Genomic DNA, 19187 nt, shown 5'->3' on the forward strand with positions numbered 1-19187 from the left:
GTGAGCTCCAACGATGCCCCTGCCGCTGATTTCGATCCCGTCGCCGACCTGCTGGAGGTGCTGACCCTCGAGCCACGGGGCACAACCCGCTTCGGACCGCTGGACGCCTCGACCGACCCGGACGGCAACCACAGCCGCGACCTGGAGCTGTACGTCGGACGCAGCCAGGAGACGCCGCACAAGCGCGCCTTCGGCGGGCAGGTGCTGGCGCAGTCGGTGATGGCGGCTGGCTTGTCGATCCGGTCGAACACCGAGTTGGGTGACCGGCCGATCCACTCGTTGCACGCATACTTCATCCGTCCCGGAGATTCGTTGCAGCCCATCAGTTTTGCGGTCGAGAACCTGCGCGATGGTCGGTCGTTCTCAGTGCGTCGGGTCTACGCGATGCAGAACGGCCAGACCTTGCTTTCGGCCACGTTGTCCTTCCAGGTGCCGGCCGAGGGGCTCGACCACCAGGACGAGATGCCCTCGGTGCCCGACCCCGACCGGGTGCGCACCACCGCTGCAGAACTGGAAGGCATCGACCACCCGGTGGCCGACCACTGGCGCAGCCGGGCGATCGACGTCCGAACCGTCGAGGGCGCGCTCTTCTTCGCGGCCGGACGACAGAAGTACGCGGCGCAGAACGTCTGGATGAAGACCGTGGCGGCGTTGCCGAACGATCCGCTGATCCACGCGGCGGTGATGGCCTACGCCTCCGACTACACCCTGCTGGAGTCGATCCTGCGCAAGCACGGCCTGGTCTGGGCGGACAAGCGGCTGCGCGCGGCAAGCCTGGACCACTCGATGTGGTTCCACCGACCGGGCCGCATCGACGAGTGGATGCTCTACCAGCAGGAATCCCCCTCGGCGTCCGGTGGTCGCGGCCTGGGGTTGGGCAAGCTCTACGGCATCGACGGGACGCTGGTGTGCACCGTCGCGCAGGAGGGGATGCTCCGCCTCAAGGAGGACTGAGCACCCCACCCGCGCACGAATCGGCCCGGTTCACGACCCAGCGTTGGCCACGATCGCGTCACGCACCCAGGCCGCGAAGCCTGGTGCGCCATAGGCGTCGTCGTAGGCCGCGGTGAAGCGTTGATCGCTGACGTACATCTCCCCCAGTCCGATCTGCATCTGCTTGGAGCAGTCGTAGAACCAGCGGCTGATGTGCTGACGGTGTGACTCCACGAGGTCGATCGCTCGCTGGTCATCGCAGGCGAGCCCGCCCTTGAAGGCTTTGGCCAGAGCGGTTTGGATCTCGTCGGCCTCGGCCTTGATCTGCTCCCAGTCCTGCTTACCGTACGACCGCGTCCGGCGCTGGGACTGCTTCCACGAATCGGTGTCACCCCAACGCTGTTCGGCCTCCGCCTGCTGCTCCTCGAAGCCGTCTCCGAAGAGCTGCTTCATGTCTTCGGTGGTCATTCGCTGATCATTCATCGTCTTCTCCAATGCGTTGTCGATCGCCCGGATGAGTTGGGTCAACTCCTCCAGCCTGGACATGACGGCTTCGCGCTGCTGCCGCAGATGGCTTGTCTCATCGCCGGATTCGAGCAGTTCGGCGATTCGCTCCAGCGGCACCTCAAGTCGGCGGTACACCACGATCTGCTGCAGGCGCCGCAGGTCATCGTCGGTGTAGAGCCGGTAACCGGCGTACGAGCGCTCGCTCGGCCTGAGGAGTCCGATGCGGTCGTAGTGGTGCAGCGCTCGAACGGTGATGCCGAGTGCATCGGCGACCTGTCCGACCGTCATCGGTGCGCGTTCTTCCGTCATGTGATCGACCTTCGGGCCTGACGTCGGGTGAGGGTCAAGTGCGCTGCAAGAATCGAAGGCATGGATCTGTCTCCTGTCACCCTGACCGGTCGTCTCGTGCGTTTGGAACCATTGTCCGCTGACCACCACGACGGCCTGGTCGAAGCCACCCGCGACGGGCAGATGTGGGACCGCTGGTACACCTCCGCTCCCGAGCCCGGTGAGGTCGGCGCCATGATCGAACAGCGCCTGGCAATGCAGGACGCCGGCGCCATGCTTCCGTTCGTGGCAATCCGCTTGAGTGACAACGCACTCCTGGGTTCGACGACGTTCTACGACATCAGACCCGAGGTGCCGCGGGTATCGATCGGCTACACCTGGAACCGCGAATCCACGCATGGCACGGGCACCAATCCGGAATCGAAGCTGTTGCTCATGGCGCACGCCTTTGAGACGCTGGGATGTGCCGGCGTGCGCTACGAGACGAGTTGGTCGAATCAGCAGTCACGCACCGCGATCGAACGCCTCGGCGCCCGACTCGACGGCGTGCTGCGCGCCGACAGACTGGAGCGCAACGGGGCGCTGCGTGACACCGTGGTCTACTCCGTGCTCGCGCACGAATGGCCGTCAGTCAAGGCAAACCTGGAACACCGGCTGCGGCACCGCTGATCACTGCACCAAACGGCTGTACATGTACATATCGCGCCACTGATCGCCCACCCGCTCCCATCCACGCATGAGCCCCTCGCGGTGGAAACCGCAGACCTCGGCGGTACGCCACGAACCCTCGTTCCAGGGTTCGACGTACAGCTCCAAGCGGCGCAACTGCTCGAACCCGAACGCCCAATCGGCAATCGTGTCGAGCGCGGCAGCCGCATAGCCGCGACGTCGGTGCTGCGGTGCGATCCAGTAGCCGACCGAGGCCCGCCCCAGGTCGAGGTTGCGCAGCGCAAGGCTGAGTTGGCCGACAGCCTCATCGGTCTCCAGGTTCGCAACCGCCAGCGAGTAGCCCCACCCCTGCACCGGCCGCTGCTCTTGGCGGATCAGGTAGGCCTCGATCGCCTCCGGCGTGGGATCGCTCGGGACGCTGGTGATGAGCGGAATCAGCGGGTCGTCCGCCACTGAGGCCACCAGAGCTGTGTCCTTGGCCTCGAAGGGCCTCAATCGGATTCGCTCGCCGTCGATCCGGGGCGTCGTGTCGGTCAGCATGGGCTCAGTGTTGCCCAGCATGTCGTTTCCGGACGAGTCGATTCACCGTGCAGCAAACGGACTGTACCCGGAGTGACTCGCACCGTTGCTGAACAACGCAGTTCGGCTGCCGATCGTGAAATCGCTCGCCCATTCGACCCTGCGTTGGTAAACAGTGAGGATGAGCGAGATTGAAGCCCTCCTGGATCGCTGGCGCGCCGAGGAACAAGAGCAGCCGCAGGGGTGGGACTTTTCCACACTGGACGGTCGCATGACCGAGTCGGACGAGCCGTGGAGCTTCGACACTGAGGTGCGTGAAGCTCTCGCAGGAGCGCGGCGCGTGCTCGACATGGGCACCGGAGGCGGCGAGCATCTCCTTCGCTTCCGTGACTTGCTGCCCGCGGACACGACGGCAACCGAGGGATGGGCACCCAACGTTTCGGTCGCTCAGCAGAATCTCGCGCCTCATAGCATCCACGTCGTGGAGTACGGGGCACCGGACAACGACGTCGACTCGGTGCAAATGCCCTTCCCGGACGCTCGATTCGACCTTGTCCTGAACCGCCACGAGTCTTACTCGCCTCATGAGTTGGCGCGCGTGATCGCACCCGGAGGCATGTTTCTGACCCAGCAGGTCGGCGGGGATGAGTGCGCGGAGCTCGGAGACTGGTTCGGCGAACGTCCGACTCTGCCCCACGTGAACTTCGTGCCGTTCCGACTCGCACTGGACGCCGCCGGATTCGATGTCGTGGACGGCGCTGAACATGTCGGTGTCTACACCTTCGACGATGTCGCTGCGCTGCTCGCGTACCTGCAACTGGTGCCTTGGGAGACGCCGGACGACTTCACCGTTGACCGCTATCGGCATCAGCTCCTGGAGCTGCACCAGCGCACCGCCGCAGGCCCTGTCACCATGACCCGAAAGCGATTCTGGCTCAAAGGAGTACGCCGATGATCATTCGTCGCGAGCGACGCACCGACTTCGCCGCCATCAAGCGCGTCGTCGCCGAGGCATTCAAGTCGGAGGTCGAGGCCGATCTGGTGGATCGCATCCGGGAGTCGCCTCAGTATCGACCCGACCTCTCTTTCGTCGCGGTCGATGGCGGCGAGGTCGTCGGGCACGTCATGATCGACGGCTGCGTTGTGCGCAACAGTCAGGGCGAGCGACCCATCGTCATGCTCTCCACTTGCGGTGAGTCCTAGCAGGCACGGTCGCGGGATCGGACGATCCCTCATCGCCGTGGCGCTCGGTGCGGCAGAGGATGCGGGCGAATCACTCGTGGTGCTGGAAGGCGATCCCGCCTTCTACGTCAAGAGCGGGTTCGTCTTCGCCGGTGACCACGGGCTGTCTTTGCCGATTCCCGATTGGGCACCCCCCGAAGCAGCGCAGGTCTACCTCCTGCGCGGATACGACCCTGCGGACTCCTCCCTGCGCGGGGATGTCGTCTATCCGGCAGCGTTCGACGGCCTGGGGTGACTCGCGTCCCTTGAGATGCGCTCATCGCAGGCTCGCTGCGCCGCAGCCGCGATCACCACCGCCACCCCGGCCATGCTCGCGATGAGCGCCGCCGGCGAACTCGAACTATGGCGAGCCAAGACGGTCGCGATCGAAACAGCGTGCGCCTCTCCTGAGACCGCGGCCCGGGTCGAGCAACACCTGTTAGCCACGCGTGGCTGGGACACCTGGGGCTACCAGAAACTGCAGAACACCACCCGCGCGCTCATCGCCCAATGGGAAGCCGACGCCCTCCGGGCCAAACGGCAACAAACCATGCGGGAAGCCACCGGCGTACACGTCTACCCCTCCACGATCGCCGGACTGGCCGAACTCCACGTCTGGCCCACCGGGGCGACCACCGCCCGCAACCTCGCCGCGCTCTGCCGCTACCACCACCGCGCCAAGACCCAGGCCATCTGGAGCTACACCATGACCGACAACGGCGACTGCCACTGGACCTCCCGCACCGGCAACACCTACACCACCCGCCCCGCGTCCACCTACGAACAAGCAGCGGACTGACTGTCAGAGGCGCGGTCAGTGAGGACTACATCGCCAGGGCTCTGCGATCACCCACTCGCAGTGCGTCAGCCGTCGAGCGAATGATCACCTGATCGCTGGCGCCACCATCGGATGACTTCGTTGTCGGGCAACAGAATTGGTTCATCGAAGTCAGCGGTCGGCTCCCACTCCTGCCAGCCCTCGTCCATCGGCCAAGCGCCGCGAGCGAGCACCTCCCGACAGGCATGCTCGCCGAAGACGCGGACGGCCTGCTCCTGCTGCTCGGTCAGCCGGCCCTGCGTCACGGCAACCTGCAGTTCGTCCTCGTCCTTGAGCCAGACGTCCTCATCACCCTCCGGGCCGGCGTCCATCCAGAGGTCGAGCACGAGGTCAGTGCTGTGCACCCTGTGCGGTGCAGCGCTGCCCGGTGCCGGACGCTGGTGCGGGAGTTCGAGATTCACGTAGGTGCCGGTGAACTCACCGTCACCGTCACGGAAGAACCACACCGACCACGGCTTCCCGGTGGGCGCGATCCGCAGCACGCCTGCGCCCGTCCACTCCCGCTCGACGATCCGCCACGGCGCGCTGAAGCGCTGTTCCAGCGGCATGTCGCGCGGATGAGACCCGCCGAGCGGCACCGCACTCAAGCGGCGTGAGCCGGACGGAATCCACGCCACCAGCCCGCGCTCGTCATCGCGCACGACCTTCGCCATGTCGACGATTCGGCCGTAGTGCCAACTCACTGTCGTGCCCTCGGCAAAGAACGGTCCGCGACCGGCCGCGACGAGCGGACCATCAGGAATTGCCGCTCCGATATCGCTCGGGATCAGCTCGACAGCCTCAGCCAGCGACATATCGCTATCGATGATCGGAGACCAGCCCTCGCCTCGGCGACCGATCAAGGTGACGGTGCCGCCGCTGGGTGTGACATCTGTGGATCCGACAGGACGACGCATGAGCGCAACGCTATTCGACGCCGACTCGATTCCTTCGACAGTGGGTCGGGGCCTCGACGCCCGTGCCTTGCTGTTCGCTCCCCTCACACGACCGCAGCCTGATCTGCGTTAGACACAAACCCTTTGGAAAGGGTCGGGCCCGCAGCATCCGATTCGAACACTGCGGGCCCGCCTTCAAACACTTACCTCGGACCACTTCCCCGAGCTTGATCCTCAGTCGCGGGTCAACTTGCGGTACGTCACCCGGTGCGGACGCGCCGCCTCCGCGCCGAGACGCTCGATCTTGTTCTCTTCATAAGCGTCGAAGTTGCCCTCGAACCAGTACCACTTGGCGGGGTTCTCGTCGTCACCTTCGTAGGCCAGGATGTGCGTCGCGACGCGGTCGAGGAACCACCGGTCGTGGCTGATCACGACGGCACAGCCTGGGAAGTCCAGCAGGGCGTTCTCCAGCGAACCGAGGGTCTCGACGTCCAGGTCGTTGGTGGGCTCGTCGAGCAGCAAGAGGTTGCCGCCCTGCTTGAGGGTCAACGCGAGGTTGAGGCGGTTGCGCTCTCCACCAGAGAGGACGCCAGCCTTCTTCTGCTGGTCGGGCCCCTTGAATCCGAACTGCGACACGTACGCGCGCGAAGGGATCTCGACCTGACCGACCTGGATGTAGTCGAGCCCGTCGGAAACGACCTCCCACAGAGTCTTCTGGGAGTCGATGCCACCCCGACTCTGGTCGACGTAGGAGATGTTGACGCTGTCGCCGATCTTGACCTCGCCGCCGTCCGCTTCCTCGAGCCCGACGATCGTCTTGAACAGCGTGGTCTTACCGACACCGTTCGGGCCGATGACGCCGACGATGCCGTTGCGCGGCAGCGTGAACGACAGGCCATCGATCAGGGTGCGGTCGCCGAAGCCCTTCTTGAGGTTCTTGACCTCGATCACCTGCGCGCCCAGACGCGGGCCCGGCGGAATCTGGATCTCCTCGAAGTCGAGCTTCTTGGTGCGCTCGGCCTCGGCAGCCATTTCTTCGTAGCGGGCCAGACGCGCCTTGCTCTTGGTCTGGCGGGCCTTGGCGTTCGACCGCACCCACTCCAGCTCGCTCTTGAGGCGCTTGGCGAGCTTGGCGTCCTTCTTGCCCTGCACCTGGAGGCGCTCCTGCTTCTTCTCCAGGTAGGTCGAGTAGTTGCCCTCGTAGGGGTAAAGGCGGCCGCGGTCGACCTCACAGATCCACTGCGCGACGTTGTCCAGGAAGTACCGGTCGTGGGTCACGGCCAGCACGGCTCCCGGGTATGACTCGAGGTGCTGCTCCAGCCAGGTCACCGACTCGGCGTCCAAGTGGTTGGTGGGCTCGTCGAGCAGCAGCAGGTCAGGCTTGCTCAACAGCAGCTTGGCCAGCGCCACGCGACGGCGCTCACCACCGGAGAGCACCGTGACATCGGCATCGCCGGGCGGGCAGCGCAGCGCGTCCATCGCCTGCTCGATCTGGGAGTCGAGATCCCAGGCGTCCGCGTTGTCGATCTTCTCCTGCAGCTTGCCCATTTCTTCCATGAGCGAGTCGAAATCGGCGTCGGGCTGCGCCATTTCCTCGGAGATCTCGTTGAAGCGATCAAGGTCCTTCTTGATCTGCCCCATGCCCTCCTCAACGTTGCCCTTGACGTCCTTCTCCTCGTTCAGCGGCGGTTCCTGCAGCAGGATGCCGACGCTGTAGCCGGGCGAAAGCCGCGCCTCGCCGTTGGAGGGTTGGTCGAGTCCGGCCATGATCTTCAGGATCGTCGACTTACCCGCACCGTTGGGGCCGACCACCCCGATCTTCGCGCCGGGGAAGAACGACATGCTCACGTCGTCGAGGATCACCTTGTCGCCAACGGCTTTTCGCGCCTTGGTCATGGTGTAAATGAACTCAGCCATGCCTGCCAGGCTATCGGGGCGTTGACCGGCCTCCCAATCCGCTCCGACGCAGGCCCGCGTCGGAGCGGCGAGGCTTGGTCAGGCGGCTGCCTGCTCGGGTCGGGCGGGCCGCTCGAAGCTGGTCGTGCCGAACTTGAGGTCATGCCCGACGTTGCTGGCATTGATCTCGGCCGACTGCCTGGGCGAGCCGTCCTGCGCCTGGTACGCGGAGATCTCCAGGCGCCCCGTGACCACCACCGGGTCGCCCTTCTGCATGGACTTCAGGACGTTCTCACCGAGCGCGTTCCAGCAGCTCACGTTGTAGAAGCTGGTGCTGCCGTTGCGGAAATCACCGGTGGTGCGGTCACGCACCGAGGCCGTGCTGGCCACGCGGATGACGGTCTTGCGCGCGTTGTCGTACTCACGCAGTTCGGGGTCTCCGGTCAGGTTGCCGGTGATCGTCACGAGTGTGTTGCTCATGGTCTCCTCCTTCGTCGACTGCCGCGGAATGCGGACAAGCAGAGCCTGCGGGCGAGAGCGACGAGGGTGAAGAACAGTGAGCGCCCCTGTGGACAAACCACAGGGGCGCTGGGAGGTGTGGATCAGTGGGCTGCGCGGTCCAAGGCTTCGCGGGTGGCGCGATGCTGCGCGAGCACCTCTTGCACCGGCGCGATGACCTCGTGTTCGCCCACCTCGGCGACGGCGGCGCGCAGGCGACGGCGGGCCTTCTCGGCGCGCCTCGCCGCACCTCGTCGTGCCAGGAAGCGCGACAACGCCGCGAGCAGAAGGCCCAGGATCAGGCCGCCGGCCAGCATCAGCACCGGAATGGGCATCCATCCCCAAGTCGGAACATCAATCTGGATCTGAGCGGCTCCGAGGCCGGCGAGCATGAGCAACCAGAGCAGACCAGCGATGGCCACGGCAGCGAACAGCCACTGCAGCACCGAGAAGACCGACCACCAGATCGGGTCACGGTCGCGCAGCGGCACTCCGAGCACCGCCTGGTCGAGGGAATCGCGCAGATCGTCGCCCGCAGGGTTGGCCGCATCGTAGACGGAGTCGGCCCAGGGCATCGGCAGCCCTTCGGCGGCCCGCTCCCCCAGACGTCGGGTGGCCAGGTCGACCGAGGCCAGAGCGGCCGGGCTCGCAGGAGGCAGGGAGGAACGTCCGAGCGCGATGCGGCCCTCTGAACGGGTGAGTTGGGAGGCCACCTTGTCGAGGCCGAGACGCGACAACGGCGCCGGACGCAGCCTGCTGGCCCAGCGGGTGAACGGCCAGCCGCCGTGCATTCCGGCACGCATCCGGTAATCGCGGTCAACGGCCTGCACGACCACGGGCACGGCGGCGGCCTTGCTCAGGGCGTCGGTCAGTTCCTCGTTGCGTCCGCTGAGGTCGACCTCGCGGTCACCGACGTGCTTGCGCAGGGCAGCCGCCTCGGTGCGAAGATCAGCGGCGAGCCGTTGATTGGCGGCATTGCGGTGCCCCACCACAGAACTCAGCACTCCGCGGAGCTCGCTCAGCCCCATGCCGCGGGCGGCCGAAGTTGCGAACACCTTGACGCCGTTCAGCCCGTCAGCGGCGAGCAACTTCTCGAGGTCCTGGATGCACGCCCGCGCGGCCTCGGAGGTGAGGCGGTCGATCTGATTGAGCACGACGACCGTCACGGCGGCGTGCGCTGACATCGTGCGGATGTAGTCGTCGTGCAACACGGCGTCGGCGTACTTCTGCGGATCGGTGACCCAGACGAAGACGTCCGAGAGCTTCAGCACCCGGTCAGCCTCGACGCGGTGCGCCGAAACGCGCGAGTCGAAGTCGGGCAGGTCGAGCAGCACGAGACCGTCGAGTTGCTCAGCATCAGGCGCGATGGGTGGCACTTGGTGACGAGCGCCGACACCGACCCAGTCGAGCAACTCACCCGAAGGCTCCTCGCCCCAGACCGCAGCGGCTGCCCGCGAGGTGGTCGGACGCCGGGCACCGATTCGCGAAACCGGTTCTCCCACAAGGGCGTTGAAGAGACTCGACTTGCCACTGCCGGTCGCACCAGCAAGCGCCACCACCGTGCGATTGCCGGCGATGCCGCTGCGTTCGGCGACTTTGCGGCCCAGTTGCTCGACGACCGCGACCTGGTCGGCGGGTAACCGCGAGCCGCCGATCTCGACCGCTTCGACCAGCGAGCGTCCGCGGGCCTGGAGCGCCTCGGCCGAGATGACCTGTGCCGCTTCTCCCGACTTGCGCTTGAACAGATCCGGACTCATCGCGCCTTCTTCACTGCTGCCACTGCCGACGGTAGTGCGTCCTGTTCGGGGCGCTGACCAACTGCTTGCCCAAGCACTTTCTCGAACCGGCTTTCCTGCTCGTCGAACAATTGCTGCGCACGCTCCAGAAGCAGCGCACGCGCACGCGCACTCAGCGTGCGGACGGCCTGGTCACCGAAGATCGCCTCCAGCAATCGCTGCGCGAGCACTGCTGATCCACCCGCGATGCCCACCTCGGTACCGGTCAACCCGGCGGTCGTGGAGAAGGTGATGAGCATCAGCATCACCGCAATGCCGTTGACCCCGAAGGCGAGGAACCGAGCGGTGGTACGTCTCGACCCGGCTTCCTCGCGCACCATCGTCATGACATCGCTCTGCCAGTCACGCACTGCACGCTCCACCTGATCGGCGAAGCCCTTCGGGAGGGAGGCGAGTTCGCGGTGTTCCTCGATCAGCCGCGCGCCACCCGGTGTTGCTCGCCAGGCTCGCGCGGAGGTGATCGACGCGGTCTCGGCGTGGGAGAGGAGAAGGGCGGCGACGCCACTCTGCAGCGCCTCGCCGAGGTTGTCGGCCGGCTCCTCCCGGCCGCGCCCACGCATGAAGGCGGTGACCCGGTCGCGCATGCGTCCGACGCCTGCTTCCAACTGGCGAAGCAGCTCGCCGGTGCCGACGAACTCCTGCCAGCGAGCCAACACCTCACCACGCAGGAGCGAGCCGTCCTGGATGCCTGCCTTGACGCCCTCGATGGCGTCATCGAATGCCTGCTTGGGCCCCTTGGCCAGTTCGGTCTCAGCCTGGCGCTGCTCGTCGACGAGGGTGGTCAGCACGGACGTGCGCTGGCCGAGGGAGTCGAGTGCGCCGTCGAGGGTGCGACGGATCACGATGCTGCGGGCATGAGCATCAGCGGCGAGAGAGCTCAGCCAACCTCGGATGCGGGTGACCTCACTGACCGGGAGCATGCCGGTCGGCGACAGCTTCGATTCGGCCACTGCGAAGACAGGTGACTGGCCAAGGCCTTGCTCGGCGAGCATGCCGGCGAGGTCGGCACGCACCTCCTCCATGACGTCCATCGGCACTCGGTCGAGGACGACGGCCACCGAGGTGCCGCGCTTGATCGCTTGGTGCAGGAGGTCCCACGGCACGGCGTCGGCATAACGCGTGGCGGTTGTGACGAAGATCCACAGGTCGGCGGCGCTCAACAGTTGGCGCGCCAGATCGCGGTTGGCCGACACCACGGAGTCGATGTCGGGGGCATCGAGCAGTGCCAAACCACGAGGCACCGAGCCACTGCCCACGAGGCGCAGACTGTTGGGGTCCTGGTTGCCCTGCGCCGCGCCGGTGAGACGGGCGAGTTCGGGCAGAACACGTGCCGTGGTGAACCACTTGGCATCGTCCGGGTTGTGGATGAGCGTGGACGCCCGAGTGGTCGGACGCAGCACGCCGGGCGTGGTCACCTGCTCCCCCACGATCGAATTGACCAGGGTCGACTTTCCGGCTCCGGTCGATCCGCCCACCACAGCCAGCAGCGGAGCGTCCAGGGAGTTGGCCCGCGGAATGATGTAGTCGCGCAATTGGGCAAGCAATTCGCCGCGCTCGGCGCGCGCACGATCCGCACCGGCGGTGTCGAGCGGGAACCGTGCTTGCTCGACCGCCGCCCGGAGTCGTTCGAGCGCAGCCGGAAGCTGCTGGGTGTCAGGTGCGGGGGTCACGCAGGGAAGTCTAGGGCGAACGCTCAGCTGAAAAGGCCCGCTCCGACGTACGACCCGCGCGAAGCGCCCGGAGGTACTGCGAACAGCGCCGAACCGGTGTGCTGGAGGTACTCCATGAGCAGATCGTTCTTGGCGAGTTGGTTCTGCATGGGGATGAAATGGGTGTCGGGATTGCGCACGAAAGCGATGAAGAACAACCCGGCGTCGATCCTGCCCAGCTGGTCGGAACCATCGGTGAAGTTGTAGCCCCGCCGCAGCATCTGCACGCCGTTGTTCGCGCTCGGGTGGGCCAGCCGGACGTGCGATCGCGCGTTGATGACGGGCTCACCCCCTCGCCCCTTGAGGGCGAAGTCGGGCTGACTGAACTCGGTGCCACCCGACAACGGCGCACCCTGGCTGCGATCGCGGCCGATGTCGCGCTCCTGCTCGCGCAAGGACGTGCGATCCCACGTCTCGATGTGCATGTTGATCCGACGAGCCACCAGATAACTCCCGCCCGCGAGCCACCGGGCACCGGCGTCATCTCCGTCGCCGACCCACACGTGCTCCTTCAGCACAGCGGTGTCCTCGGCCTTCACATTGGCCGTGCCGTCCTTGAAGCCGAACAGGTTGCGCGGGGTCTCCTGCGACTTCGAGGTGGAGGAGGTGCGACCGAAACCGAGCTGGCTCCACCGCAGAGATACGGTGCCGAAGCCGATGCGAGCCAGGTTGCGGATGGCGTGCACCGCGACCTGGGGGTCGTCGGCACAGGCCTGCACGCACAGGTCGCCGCCCGATCGGTGCACGTCCAACTTGTCACCCGGGAAGTGCGGCAAGGTGCGCAGCGCCTTGGGTGTCTTGTCGGCGATGCCGAAGCGGTCCTTGCCGGATGCGTCCCGAAAGAGTGTCGGGCCGAATCCGATGGTGATGGTCAGCGACGACGCCGGCAGCCCCTGCGCCTCACCGGTGTCGGCCGGGGGCGCGTCGTAGGAGGTCTCCTCGTCGCTGGCGCTGAGGCCCTGCATCATTCGTTCTGCCGCGAGCGACCACGCACGAAGCAGCGTCACCAGTTCCTGACGATCGGACGTGGTGACGTCGAAGGCTGCGAAGTGGAGCCGGTCCTGGGCGGGAGTGACGATGCCCGATTGGTGCTCACCGAAGAAGTCGTACGGCTTGGCAGCCGGCTCTCCGGCGGTTGCGGCACGGGTGGCGAAACCACTCGCGAAACCAGCCGCACCCAAGGCGGCACCCGCACCGGCCAGCCCGACCATCCGACGTCGGGTGACGCCGGATCCTGTTGTGCCCTGGGTCTCCTCGGACGCAGCGTTCTCAGATGTGCTCATTTCAGGACAGCGGCCGTCAGCTTCGACAGCGGCTCGGACAGGGCGTTCACCGCGTCCGAGAGTTCCTTGATCTCGCCCTTGGACAGCTGCGTGTAGAGCTTGAAGCCGTCACCCACCTTGTGCTTGTCGAGCACCTTCTGCAGGGCGGTGAACTTGGTGGCGATAGAGGTCTCCAAGGCCGGGTCCTTCTTGCTCAGGATCGGACGCAAGTTGTCGAAACCCACGCGAGCGCCATCGACATTGCCCTGGAAGTCCCACAGGTCGGTGTGCGACCACGCCTCTTCCTCGCCGGTGACCTTGCCCGTCGCCACTTCGTCCAACAAGCCCTTGGAGCCGTTGGCGATCTGGTCGACGGTGTAGGTGAGTGTGCGGGTGCGCGTGTGGAGCGTTTTGGTATCAGTGACCAATTTGTCGGCGAGCTTGGTGCGCTCGGCCGCGGTCAGTGGCTTGTAGCCGGTCTTCGGCGGCCACAGGTCCTTCTCGATCTTGTGCCAGCCGGTCCAGACCTGTCCGGGCTCGAGATCGGCCTCACGGGCGTCCATGCTCGGGTCGAGGTCACCAAAGGACTCGGCGACGGTCTCGATCCGTTCCCAGTGCAACCGGGCCGGTGCGTACAGGGCCCGCGCCTGGTCGAACTTGCCGGCCTTGTAGAGCGCGGCGAACTGGTTGGTCTTGGTCAGGAGCTGGTCCGTTTGGTCCTTGACGTACCCGGCGTACAGCGTGGTCGCTGTCGCGACCAGCTTCTTGTCGTCCCCACTGGCTTCGACCTTCTTGCCCGAGTCGGTGACGGTGAAGGCGCTCCGGATGCCGCTACCGACCATGCCGGGCTTGCACGAGGTGAAGTACTGACCGGCGGGTGCCTGGACGACGAGATCGCGGGTGAGGTTGGGCGTGATGTTCTCGACCTCACCGACGATCCGCAGGCCGTCCTGCGCCAAGAGGTAGAACTCGGTGATCTCGTTGCCCTTGTTCGTCACCTTGAACACGAGCGTGCCCGAGGGTGCGGACGATGCCGACACCGCGCACTTGTCAGCGGTCGAGGTGACGGTGAGGTCACCACCGGCGGACGGGCTGTTGCTGGTGCACCCACTGACCGCCAGCGCAAGAACGGCAGGCACGGTCAGAAGGTTGAGGCGACGGTTCATTGAGCGACTTTCTCGGCGGGGCGGGCGGGCGTCGCGGAAGGCGCCGGCTGCTGACGGATCTTGAGGATGAACAGGCTCATGACGGGGACGACGTATCCGACCCAGGCCACGGCTTCGAGCCAGGTGGTGACCGGGGAGAAGTTGAACGTGCCCTTGAGCAGGGTGCCCAACACCGAGGTCGGGCGAATGGTGCCGCTGACGTCGAAGGCGATGGAGTTGAGTCCGGGCAGGATGCCCGCTTCCTGAAGGTCGTGGACGCCGTAGGACAACACTCCCGCGGCGACCAGGATCAGCAGTCCGCCGGTCCACATGAAGAACTTGCTGAGGTTGAGCTTGAGCGTGCCGCGATACATGAAGTAGCCCATGACGACGGCGGTGAGCAGACCCAGGAGTGCACCGATCAGGGGGTCCGTGGTGGAGCCGTTCTCGGTGCGCGCGGCCTGGGTGGCTGCCCAGATGAACAGCGCTGTTTCCAGGCCCTCACGGCCGACGGCGAGCATCGCGACGAGCACCAGGCTCGCTTTGCGGGCGTCGGCTGCCCGGTCGACGGCACTCTTGAGCTCCGCAGAAAGTCCGCGGGCCGAGCGAGCCATCCAGAAGATCATCCACGTGACGAAACCGACCGCGATGATCGACAGGGCTCCGCCGATGGCTTCTTGGGCTTCGAAGGACAGACCGCGGGGACCGAAGGTCAGTGCAGCGCCGAAAGCCAACGAGATTCCGATGGCAACGGCGACCCCGGCCCAGATGCGCGGCAGCAGGTGTCGCCGCTGCGACTTGACCAGATAGGCGACCAGGATGACGACGACGAGAGTCGCCTCCAACCCCTCCCGCAGTCCGATGAGGTAGTTGCTCAGCATCAGCTGTGCCTTTCCCGCTCACTAAGGCAAGGGTTGCCTTAGTGAGCGGAGGTTATTGCACCTCGCCCGATGCGGCAAAATCGACCGGTGGCGCCCCCTGCAGGACTCGAACCTGCGACCTAGGGATTAGAAGGCCCTTGCTCTATCCAGCTGAGCTAAGGGGGCTACGGCGCACCAGTGTAGAACCTGTCAGACCTGGTGCCGAGCGGGCTGATTCGCCCGGTTGTTCGCCGTGCCCGTCCAGTCGTAGTAGCGGTACAGCGGGGTGTCGAGGAAGGGCCTGCGCAGCATCCACATCGCGGCAAGCATGCGATGTTCACGTTCCTGCAGTGCGGCGCTGCGATCACCACGCACCAATCGGGCACGCAGCATCGCCAGTTCGCTGGAGATGTCCTGGAACTGCACCATTTGCTTCAACAAGGGCGCTCCGCCGTGGGCCTTGGCCCACGCCCGGGCGTAGCGACGTTCTTTCATCGAGGCGAGCATGCGCACCTCCGCCGGCGACAACCACCCTGTGTCGATGTAGCCCGAGAGCTCCTGGCCGATCTTGGCCGCCTCGCGTCGTCGGGCCGTCCACAGCAGAGCCAGGAATCCACAGAACAATGGCACCTGCACCAGGACGTAGGTCAGCAACCAACCTTCTTGGGCCAGCACCGCGAGCGCATTCCAGCCGGTGTGCAGCACCACCGCGCAGACCCATCCGATGATCGGTGGCAGCGTGCGCATTAGCAATCCGCGCGAGGTGGCAGCGATACCGATCCCGATGCCGGTGCAGATCGTGAACATCGGGTGGGCGAACGGACTCATCAGCACCCGGACGACGAAGGTGCCGAGCAGGCCCTCCTCACCCGATTCGGCGTAACCACCGGCGAGATACACGATGTCCTCGACGAACGCGAAGCCTGCAGCGCAGAGTCCGGCGTAGACCATGCCGTCGACGATCCCGTCGATCTCCTTGCGCCGGAAGACCAGCAGCAGCACCAGCACCAGACCCTTGACGGTCTCCTCCACCGGCGGTGCCACCAGCACGGCGACGGTGGGGTCGTTCTGCCCCGTCACCCCGATCAGGTAGCCGCCGAGGTCGTTGAAGAAGGCCGCGAGGACGGTCGCGACGACGGCTCCCCAGAGGAATGCGAAGAGCAGCATGCCGGGTGGTTCGGGTTCGAAACGGTCGAGCCACAGGAACACCGGGACGACGATGCCCAGGACGACGCTCGCCGATGCCAGACCCAGAACCGTTGCGGTGAGACCGGACTGGGCCCGCACCGCGCCGAGCATGATCGCGGCGAACAAGCCGAAGAGTACCGCCGCGCCACCCCAACTCAGGATGCGTCGCAGGAGGGGACGCCTGCCGTTCAGCGCAGCCAGTTCAGCGCGCGACAAGGTCTGCACCAGATCCGGTTTTCCTCCCATGAACGCTGACCCTACCGACGATCGCGCGACCCGAGCCCTAGGGTGAACGGGTGAGTGAGGACAAGGCCAAGACCGACCGCATCATCTGGATCGACTGCGAAATGACCGGGCTCGACCTGGACAACGACGCACTGATCGAGGTGGCCGTATTGGTCACCGACTTCGACCTGAACCAGTTGGGCGAGGGGGTCGACGTGCTGATCAAGCCCGAGCCGGCTGCGCTGGAGCAGATGAACGATTTCGTCCGTGACATGCACACGCGCAGCGGTCTGTTGGATGAACTCGAGCACGGGTTGACGATGGCCGAAGCCGAAGAGCGGGTCCTGGCCTACCTGCGCGAGTACGCGCCCGAAGTGGGCAAGTGGCCGCTGGGCGGTAACTCCGTGGGCACGGACAAGGCCTTCCTGGCCCGCGACATGCCCGGGCTCACCGAGCACCTGCACTACCGCATCATCGACGTCTCCTCGATCAAGGAGTTGTCGCGCCGCTGGTACCCGCGGGTGTACTTCTCAGCCCCGAAGAAGGACGGCGGCCACCGGGCGCTGGCAGACATCACCGAGTCGATCGCCGAACTGCGCTACTACCGCGAGGCGGTGTTCGTCGACCAGCCCGGCCCCGACTCCAAGGCCGCTCGCGAGATCGCCCGCAAGCACACCGTTTCGCCCTGAACCACCCCCGAATCGGGGGTGGTCATGAGCACCCCTTCACAGCAGGTAAGCTTGTCCGCGCTGCCTTCGGCTGAAGGTGGTCATGGTGGGTGTAGCTCAGCTGGTAGAGCACCGCGTTGTGGTCGCGGTGGTCGCGGGTTCAAGTCCCGTCACTCACCCCATGCGAAAGGCCCCGGCGAGAATCTCGCCGGGGCCTTTCGCGTAGCGCTACTTCTCAGAGTCCGCGGGCCGCGTACCAGTCGTTGCGGCGCCGCTCGCGCTCCGCCTCGATCTCCCGCTCCAGTGCGCTGGGCTCCGCCGGTGCGGTCGCCGGGCCCTCATGCGTGCCGGTCATGAAGCTCTTGGTCTGCGCCGTCGGTTCCGACTGCGCACCCTTCGGCTCAGGACGCCTGGCGGCGGCAACCTTCGCCGACTGCTCGGCGTGGTAGGCCTTGCGGCGTGCGTCCCGCTCCGCCAGCAGGGCGTCCCGCTCGGCCGACGGCTTCGGAGCGAACTGGGCGCGCACGGCGGCCACCTGCTCCCAGCGCTGGTCGAGGGTGATCGCTTCTTCGCGAGCCTTCTCCTCCTTGGCAGCCTTGGCCTCAGCAGCTGCCCGAGCCTTCTGCTCCTTGGCCTGCTTGGCGGCCTCGCGGTCGCGAACCTTGCGCTCCCGGGCCGCGCGGATCAACGCGTCCTGCTTGCGCTGCTCGCGGTCGGCCTCGATCGCCGCTGCGGTCGCGGAGGCATCGTTGTCGCTCGGAGCACCCGCCACCGTGCGGGCCTCGCTGGCATTGATCCGTGCGGGCTCGCGCAGCACCGGCGCCGATCCGTTGCCGGTGCGCCCGTGCGAGGACGGGCCCATCGCCTGCCCGAATTCACGTGCCGTGCTGTTGTGCCCACCGGTGACCCGAGCGAGGGCGTCGGTGGACGGGGTGGACTTCATGCGAAGGTCGATCGCCTCGGCGACGAGCTTCTCGTCCTTCTCGGTCTTCTTCTCGATGCCGTTCTCGTCGCGAGCCGGCAGCAGGATCAGCCGCTCGGCCGGCAGACCCGACTTCAACTGGCGGGTGCGCAGCAGTTCGGCGTCCAACTCGGCACCGAAAAGCATGGCGACGTTGGTGATCCACAGCCACAGCAGGAAGATGATCACGCCGGCGAACGCGCCATAGGTCTTCTGGTAGCTGGCACCGGCGGTGATGCCGATGTAGGTCACGAGCGCCAGCGAAGCCAGCACCCAGACCAGGAAGCCGACCATCGCACCGGAGGTGAGCAGCGAGCGCTCACGGCGCACATTCGGGGTCGACTGGTAAAGCATCGTGATGATCGCGATCACGATCATCGCCACGACCGGCCACTTGGCGATGTCCCACACCTGCACGGCGGTGTCACCGAGACCGATCGTGCTTCCGACCTCCTTGGCAACCGGACCGCTCAGCACGAGCGAGGCCATCACCATGATGATCAGCAGCACCTCGATGGCGGTGATCAGCAACAGCGTGCCCTTGAGCTTGACGAACGAACGCCCTTCCTCGACCGCGTAGATGCGGTTGAGTGCGCGTCCGAAGGCGCCGACGTATCCGGAGGCCGACCACAGCGCACCACCGATACCGATGATCAGCGCGAGTCCTCCACCGGGTGCAGCCTGCACGTTGTCGATGAACGTGGTGATCGTCGACAGCTCCGACGGCTCCTTGCCGATGATGCGGCCGATCGACTCGACCAGGCTGGTGGTGGTCTCCTTGCCGCTACCGAAGATGTTGAGCAGCGAGATCACCGCGATCAGCCCGGGGAACAGGGACTGGACGGAGTAGTAGGTCAGCGACGCAGCGACGTCCGTGCACTGGTCCTGGGAGAACTTCGCGCGGGCGCGCTTGAACGCGACCTTGTAGTCAGGCTTGGCCGGAGATTCCGGCACCTCGTCGAACGGACGATCGACTACCTCGTCATAGAGCACGGTCATGCGTGATCGCATCCTTTGCAGCAGGTATTTCTTCGGCCCTGAACCTATCCAAATCGGCTGCCCCACGGGGTGGATGCGAGCGTCCGGCCGCCGACGAGAACTCGATTTCGCGCTGGGGCCACGCCCTGAT

19 protein-coding genes and 2 tRNA genes are annotated in these 19187 nt (G+C 65.9%); 8 read left to right on the forward strand and 13 right to left on the reverse strand.

Features of this window, described 5'->3' with window-relative positions:
• Positions 1-954, forward strand: a complete 954-nt coding sequence (locus J5M86_RS09965) for an acyl-CoA thioesterase II (protein ID WP_188060489.1) — start codon at positions 1-3, stop codon at positions 952-954.
• Between the two features lie 30 nt (positions 955-984).
• On the opposite strand, the gene J5M86_RS09970 is transcribed toward J5M86_RS09965, so the two are convergent.
• On the reverse strand, positions 985-1749 hold the full coding sequence (locus tag J5M86_RS09970; protein WP_188060488.1) for a MerR family transcriptional regulator: 765 nt from the start codon (positions 1747-1749) through the stop codon (positions 985-987).
• A gap of 60 nt (positions 1750-1809) precedes the next feature.
• Between J5M86_RS09970 and J5M86_RS09975 the strand changes: the two genes are divergently transcribed.
• Positions 1810-2397 carry a GNAT family N-acetyltransferase gene (locus tag J5M86_RS09975; protein ID WP_188060487.1) on the forward strand — a complete coding sequence of 196 codons (588 nt, stop codon included), beginning with the start codon at positions 1810-1812 and terminating at the stop codon, positions 2395-2397.
• Here J5M86_RS09975 and J5M86_RS09980 read toward each other — a convergent pair whose 3' ends face one another.
• Positions 2398-2937 carry a GNAT family N-acetyltransferase gene (locus J5M86_RS09980; RefSeq protein ID WP_188060486.1) on the reverse strand — a complete coding sequence of 180 codons (540 nt, stop codon included), beginning with the start codon at positions 2935-2937 and terminating at the stop codon, positions 2398-2400.
• Between the two features lie 160 nt (positions 2938-3097).
• Between J5M86_RS09980 and J5M86_RS09985 the strand changes: the two genes are divergently transcribed.
• From J5M86_RS09985 to J5M86_RS10000, 4 genes are read left to right on the forward strand one after another with little or no spacing between them, the layout of a single operon-like run.
• Positions 3098-3871: a class I SAM-dependent methyltransferase gene (locus J5M86_RS09985; protein WP_188060485.1), complete on the forward strand. Its 774-nt coding sequence runs from the start codon at positions 3098-3100 to the stop codon at positions 3869-3871.
• The gene (locus J5M86_RS09990) at positions 3868-4119 is read left to right on the forward strand and encodes a GNAT family N-acetyltransferase (RefSeq protein ID WP_208965008.1); all 252 of its coding nucleotides are present in this window, start codon (positions 3868-3870) and stop codon (positions 4117-4119) included. The genes J5M86_RS09985 and J5M86_RS09990 overlap by 4 nt, the downstream gene beginning before the upstream one ends.
• On the forward strand, positions 4109-4393 hold the full coding sequence (locus J5M86_RS09995; protein ID WP_208965009.1) for a GNAT family N-acetyltransferase: 285 nt from the start codon (positions 4109-4111) through the stop codon (positions 4391-4393). Before J5M86_RS09990 ends, J5M86_RS09995 begins: the two co-directional genes overlap by 11 nt.
• A gap of 15 nt (positions 4394-4408) precedes the next feature.
• Complete coding sequence (locus tag J5M86_RS10000) at positions 4409-4936, forward strand: hypothetical protein (protein WP_188060484.1); 528 nt, start codon at positions 4409-4411, stop codon at positions 4934-4936.
• 65 nt (positions 4937-5001) lie between these two features.
• On the opposite strand, the gene J5M86_RS10005 is transcribed toward J5M86_RS10000, so the two are convergent.
• From J5M86_RS10005 to J5M86_RS10050, 10 genes are all read right to left on the reverse strand, one after another.
• Positions 5002-5871 (reverse strand): DUF402 domain-containing protein, encoded by an 870-nt coding sequence (locus J5M86_RS10005; RefSeq protein WP_188060483.1) that lies wholly within the window; start codon positions 5869-5871, stop codon positions 5002-5004.
• Between the two features lie 213 nt (positions 5872-6084).
• Positions 6085-7767, reverse strand: a complete 1683-nt coding sequence (gene ettA / locus J5M86_RS10010; RefSeq protein ID WP_188060482.1) for an energy-dependent translational throttle protein EttA — start codon at positions 7765-7767, stop codon at positions 6085-6087.
• Between the two features lie 78 nt (positions 7768-7845).
• Positions 7846-8226 carry a single-stranded DNA-binding protein gene (locus J5M86_RS10015; protein WP_188060481.1) on the reverse strand — a complete coding sequence of 127 codons (381 nt, stop codon included), beginning with the start codon at positions 8224-8226 and terminating at the stop codon, positions 7846-7848.
• Positions 8227-8348: 122 nt separating this feature from the next.
• Complete coding sequence (locus J5M86_RS10020; protein WP_188060480.1) at positions 8349-10001, reverse strand: GTPase; 1653 nt, start codon at positions 9999-10001, stop codon at positions 8349-8351.
• Complete coding sequence (locus tag J5M86_RS10025) at positions 9998-11710, reverse strand: GTPase domain-containing protein (RefSeq protein WP_188060479.1); 1713 nt, start codon at positions 11708-11710, stop codon at positions 9998-10000. The genes J5M86_RS10020 and J5M86_RS10025 overlap by 4 nt, the downstream gene beginning before the upstream one ends.
• Positions 11711-11733: 23 nt before the next feature.
• Positions 11734-13032, reverse strand: coding sequence for an iron uptake transporter deferrochelatase/peroxidase subunit (gene efeB / locus J5M86_RS10030; RefSeq protein WP_188060478.1), 1299 nt, complete (start codon positions 13030-13032; stop codon positions 11734-11736).
• Positions 13029-14177, reverse strand: a complete 1149-nt coding sequence (gene efeO / locus J5M86_RS10035) for an iron uptake system protein EfeO (protein ID WP_188060477.1) — start codon at positions 14175-14177, stop codon at positions 13029-13031. The genes efeB and efeO overlap by 4 nt, the downstream gene beginning before the upstream one ends.
• Positions 14174-15037 (reverse strand): iron uptake transporter permease EfeU, encoded by an 864-nt coding sequence (efeU, locus tag J5M86_RS10040; RefSeq protein ID WP_188060476.1) that lies wholly within the window; start codon positions 15035-15037, stop codon positions 14174-14176. The genes efeO and efeU overlap by 4 nt, the downstream gene beginning before the upstream one ends.
• Positions 15038-15125: 88 nt before the next feature.
• Positions 15126-15202: transfer RNA gene (locus J5M86_RS10045), tRNA-Arg, on the reverse strand.
• Positions 15203-15226: 24 nt separating this feature from the next.
• Positions 15227-16450: a PrsW family intramembrane metalloprotease gene (locus J5M86_RS10050; RefSeq protein WP_188060475.1), complete on the reverse strand. Its 1224-nt coding sequence runs from the start codon at positions 16448-16450 to the stop codon at positions 15227-15229.
• 50 nt (positions 16451-16500) lie between these two features.
• Here J5M86_RS10050 and orn point away from each other — a divergent pair, with 50 nt between their 5' ends.
• Positions 16501-17118, forward strand: a complete 618-nt coding sequence (gene orn, locus J5M86_RS10055; RefSeq protein WP_256433474.1) for an oligoribonuclease — start codon at positions 16501-16503, stop codon at positions 17116-17118.
• A gap of 85 nt (positions 17119-17203) precedes the next feature.
• Positions 17204-17279 (forward strand) — tRNA-His (locus tag J5M86_RS10060).
• Between the two features lie 53 nt (positions 17280-17332).
• Here the strand turns inward: J5M86_RS10060 and J5M86_RS10065 are convergent.
• A complete protein-coding gene (locus J5M86_RS10065) occupies positions 17333-19057 on the reverse strand; it encodes a YihY/virulence factor BrkB family protein (RefSeq protein WP_188060474.1) in 1725 nt (574 codons plus the stop codon).
• Positions 19058-19187: the final 130 nt, after the last annotated feature.

Source organism: Yimella sp. cx-51, assembly GCF_017654605.1.
Classification (GTDB): Bacteria; Actinomycetota; Actinomycetes; order Actinomycetales; family Dermatophilaceae; genus Yimella.

Excerpts from the sequence above, each read along its gene's own strand:
- J5M86_RS09970 (WP_188060488.1), bottom strand. The coding sequence starts at position 1,749 with ATGACGGAAGAACGCGCACCGATGACGGTCGGACAGGTCGCCGATGCA.
- J5M86_RS09975 (WP_188060487.1), top strand. The coding sequence starts at position 1,810 with ATGGATCTGTCTCCTGTCACCCTGACCGGTCGTCTCGTGCGTTTGGAA.
- J5M86_RS09980 (WP_188060486.1), bottom strand. The coding sequence starts at position 2,937 with ATGCTGACCGACACGACGCCCCGGATCGACGGCGAGCGAATCCGATTG.
- J5M86_RS09985 (WP_188060485.1), top strand. The coding sequence starts at position 3,098 with ATGAGCGAGATTGAAGCCCTCCTGGATCGCTGGCGCGCCGAGGAACAA.
- J5M86_RS09990 (WP_208965008.1), top strand. The coding sequence starts at position 3,868 with ATGATCATTCGTCGCGAGCGACGCACCGACTTCGCCGCCATCAAGCGC.
- J5M86_RS10000 (WP_188060484.1), top strand. The coding sequence starts at position 4,409 with ATGCGCTCATCGCAGGCTCGCTGCGCCGCAGCCGCGATCACCACCGCC.
- J5M86_RS10005 (WP_188060483.1), bottom strand. The coding sequence starts at position 5,871 with ATGCGTCGTCCTGTCGGATCCACAGATGTCACACCCAGCGGCGGCACC.
- ettA (WP_188060482.1), bottom strand. The coding sequence starts at position 7,767 with ATGGCTGAGTTCATTTACACCATGACCAAGGCGCGAAAAGCCGTTGGC.
- J5M86_RS10015 (WP_188060481.1), bottom strand. The coding sequence starts at position 8,226 with ATGAGCAACACACTCGTGACGATCACCGGCAACCTGACCGGAGACCCC.
- J5M86_RS10020 (WP_188060480.1), bottom strand. The coding sequence starts at position 10,001 with ATGAGTCCGGATCTGTTCAAGCGCAAGTCGGGAGAAGCGGCACAGGTC.
- efeB (WP_188060478.1), bottom strand. The coding sequence starts at position 13,032 with ATGAGCACATCTGAGAACGCTGCGTCCGAGGAGACCCAGGGCACAACA.
- efeO (WP_188060477.1), bottom strand. The coding sequence starts at position 14,177 with ATGAACCGTCGCCTCAACCTTCTGACCGTGCCTGCCGTTCTTGCGCTG.
- efeU (WP_188060476.1), bottom strand. The coding sequence starts at position 15,037 with ATGCTGAGCAACTACCTCATCGGACTGCGGGAGGGGTTGGAGGCGACT.
- J5M86_RS10050 (WP_188060475.1), bottom strand. The coding sequence starts at position 16,450 with ATGGGAGGAAAACCGGATCTGGTGCAGACCTTGTCGCGCGCTGAACTG.
- J5M86_RS10065 (WP_188060474.1), bottom strand. The coding sequence starts at position 19,057 with ATGACCGTGCTCTATGACGAGGTAGTCGATCGTCCGTTCGACGAGGTG.